This window comes from Microbacterium sp. CPCC 204701 (assembly GCF_004010105.1).
Classification (GTDB): domain Bacteria; phylum Actinomycetota; class Actinomycetes; order Actinomycetales; family Microbacteriaceae; genus Microbacterium.
Map to the genome: position 1 here is coordinate 1 of NZ_RRYE01000360.1, position 2,939 is coordinate 2,939.

Below are 2,939 nucleotides of genomic sequence, written 5' to 3' on the forward strand. Positions count from 1 at the left end.
CCGGCGGATTCGGGGACTTCGGCGACTTCGGATTCTGAGACCTTGGTGCCCGGGCCTGAGCCGCGGGCGGGCACCACGCCGGCGCGAGGCTCACACACCGGTCGCGGCATCCGTTAGCGTCACGGTATGACCGCCGCGACCGCGCGAGACGCGCATCGGCGTCCCGCCCGCCTGCGCGGGGCGGGGCGCGGGCACGACATCGCCGAGCGCACGCGCGATCGCATCGCGACGCTCAATCAGCTGCTCCTGGCGGGTGTCGTGTTCGTGCTCGCCGGGCTGGTGGTGCTCACGCCCTTCCACGGCGACGGCGTGCTCTTCTTCCTCGGTGTCGTCCTGGTCGTGGTGGTGACGGGCGCGACCCTCGTGGTGCCGTGGAATTCGCTCCCGTACGGTTGGGTCGCCGTAGTCCCATCGCTGGACATGGCTGCGATCACGCTGCTGCAGCTCGCGGCGCCTGACTCCCGGCTGGGGCTGCTGTGGATCTTCCCGGTGATGTGGCTCGCCGGCGGCTTCGGCATGCTGGGCCTCGTCGGCGTGATCGTCTCGATCGCCGGGATCGTGAGCCTGCTGACAGCCGTGAACGCCGAGGAGGTGACGTATCGCACGTTCCTCCTGCCCCTCGTGCTGCTGGCCGTCGCGACCACGGCGCACCTCACGACCCGCCGTTCCGATGCCCAGCGCATGCTCCTGGCGAAGCAGTCGCGGCTGCTGCGGAGCATCCTGGCTCGCACGCGGCGGCAGGAGCAGGTGGTCACCGAAGTGCTCGACGCGGTGGACTTCGGCGTCGTCCGCATCGACGCCGACGGCCGCACCGCTGTCACGAACGACGCCCACGGACGCCTCCAGCAGGGTCTCGAAGCCCATGACTCCGCAGAGTTGGAGGTGTTCCGCGACGACGGGACGACGCGAGTGCCTCCCGATGAGCTACCGCTCGAGCGGGCGCGGCGAGGCGAGTCGTTCGACGACCAGGTGATGTGGTTCGGGGCGGAGCCCGGCGCGCGGCGGGCGCTCACCATCACGGCGCGCCGACTCACCGATCCGGACGGCGCGGACGCCGGTGCCGTCGTCGTCTCGCGGGACGTCACGGCCGAACTCGACGCGCTCCGAGCCCGGGACGAACTGGTCGCTTCGGTCTCGCATGAGCTGCGCACCCCGCTCACGGCGATCCTCGGCTACCTCGACCTGGCCATCGAGGACCCCGACACGCCGGACGCTGTCCGCGGAAACCTCGACATCGCCGAACGCAACGCCGAGCGCCTCCTTCAGATCGTCGCCGACGTCCTTGCCGCGTCGCGGTCCTCGCCGTCATCGCTGGGCACCTCGCTCACGCCCGGTCCCCTCGAGGCGAGCGAGATCGTCCGCGCGGCGGCGACGGATGCCGTCACCCGCGCCGAGGCGCGCGCCATCACGATCGACACATCCGGTCTCGAGCCGGCGCCGGTCTGGGCCGATGCGCTGCGCCTGCGCCAAGTGGTCGACAACCTGGTGTCGAACGCGATCACGTACAACAAGGACGGTGGAACGGTTCACGTCGGCACCACCTCCGACGGCACCTCGAGCTGGATCCTGGTGCGCGACACGGGCATCGGCATCTCGGACGCCGATCGATCGCGCCTGTTCCACCGCTACTACAAAGCGGGCGCGCAGCGCCGGGCGGGCACGGGACTCGGACTCGCGATCACGCGCGACATCGTTCGCGCCCACGGCGGTGAGATGGGACTGCACAGCTCGCCCGGGGTGGGATCGACCTTCATCGTCAAGCTGCCGGCGACCCGGCCGGAAGGACCGTAGTCATGAGTCTGGACCTCGCCAGCGTGCTGGTCATCACCGCCCTCGTCGTCAACGTCAGCGGAGTGCTGTTCATCCTCGAGACGCTGCTGCGCCGCGACGAGGGAGCGGGACGGATCTGGTCGCTCGGATTCCTGGCCGCGATGCTGACCACGCTGTCGTACGTCGTGTGGGCGCGGCTCGACGATGCGTGGTGGGCGGTCGCGGTGGGCAACGCGGCGTTCGTCGCGGGTACCGGGTGCATGTGGCTCGGCTGCCGCCGCTTCAACGGGCGCTCGATGGCGTGGCCGTCACTCCTCGTCGGCGCGGGCGTCGGCGCGGCGGCGGTGTCGGTTGCGGTCGAAGGCGAAGCGGGCGGAGACTGGGCCGGCGCGCTGTGGATGTTCGCCGCGCTCATGGTGTTCGCCTCCCTCGGCGCGGCGGAATGCCTGCGCGGCGCGCTGCGTGCGTCACGTACCGCATGGGTGCTGGGCATCGTGCTGGGGCTGCAGTCGCTGTATTACGCGGCGCGCACGACGGCGTTCCTGATCTCGGGACCCGAGAGCACGCTGTTCCAGGCCGCCTTCGGCACCATATCCACGAGCTTCCTCACCGTCACGCTGACCATCGTCGCCGTCGTGGTGACGTCGGTGCTCCGCGCGGCCCGCGCGCCGATGCGCGGCTACCTGCGCCAGTCATCGTCCGACCCAGCGGAGGACGGGATCGCCACGCGGGACGAGTTCGCCGATCTTCTCGCATCGCTCTGCGCCCGGGCGGCGACTCGCTCCGAGCTCGTCGCCGTGACCGGGGTCCGCATCGACGATCTCGACCAGATCTCCTCGGCGTTCGGCACCGACGTCGCGGCAGCGATCGCCGAGGCATGGCGTGCGGGAGTACGCCGGCACGCGCCCGCCAATGCCGTCGTCGGTCAGGATGGATCCAGCGGACTGGTCGTGGGGATCGCCGTGTTCTCGGCGGACGAGGCCCGCCGTCAGGCCGGCGCGATCTATCGGGGCCTCTTCGACGACCTCGGCAAGGTCGGCGGGGGAGTGATCCCCGTGATCGGCGTGGGCGTCGCGCTGAGCGACGCCGTCGGGCACCACGGCGGCGAGCTCGTGCGCGTGGCCCGCGAGGCCGCGGGCCGCGCGGCGACGAGCGTCGAGAGCTCCGTG

The 2,939-nt window shown here is 71.2% G+C and carries 2 protein-coding genes; both read left to right on the top strand.

The window, feature by feature from the left end; translation table 11 throughout:
- The first annotated feature begins 126 nt into the window (after positions 1-126).
- Positions 127-1,791: a sensor histidine kinase gene (locus tag EIO58_RS15345; protein WP_127820242.1), complete on the top strand. Its 1,665-nt coding sequence runs from the start codon at positions 127-129 to the stop codon at positions 1,789-1,791.
- Between the two features lie 2 nt (positions 1,792-1,793).
- On the top strand, positions 1,794-2,939 hold a 1,146-nt coding region (locus EIO58_RS15350; RefSeq protein WP_127820243.1), incomplete at its 3' end, for a hypothetical protein.

Excerpts from the sequence above, each read along its gene's own strand:
- EIO58_RS15345 (WP_127820242.1), top strand. The coding sequence starts at position 127 with ATGACCGCCGCGACCGCGCGAGACGCGCATCGGCGTCCCGCCCGCCTG.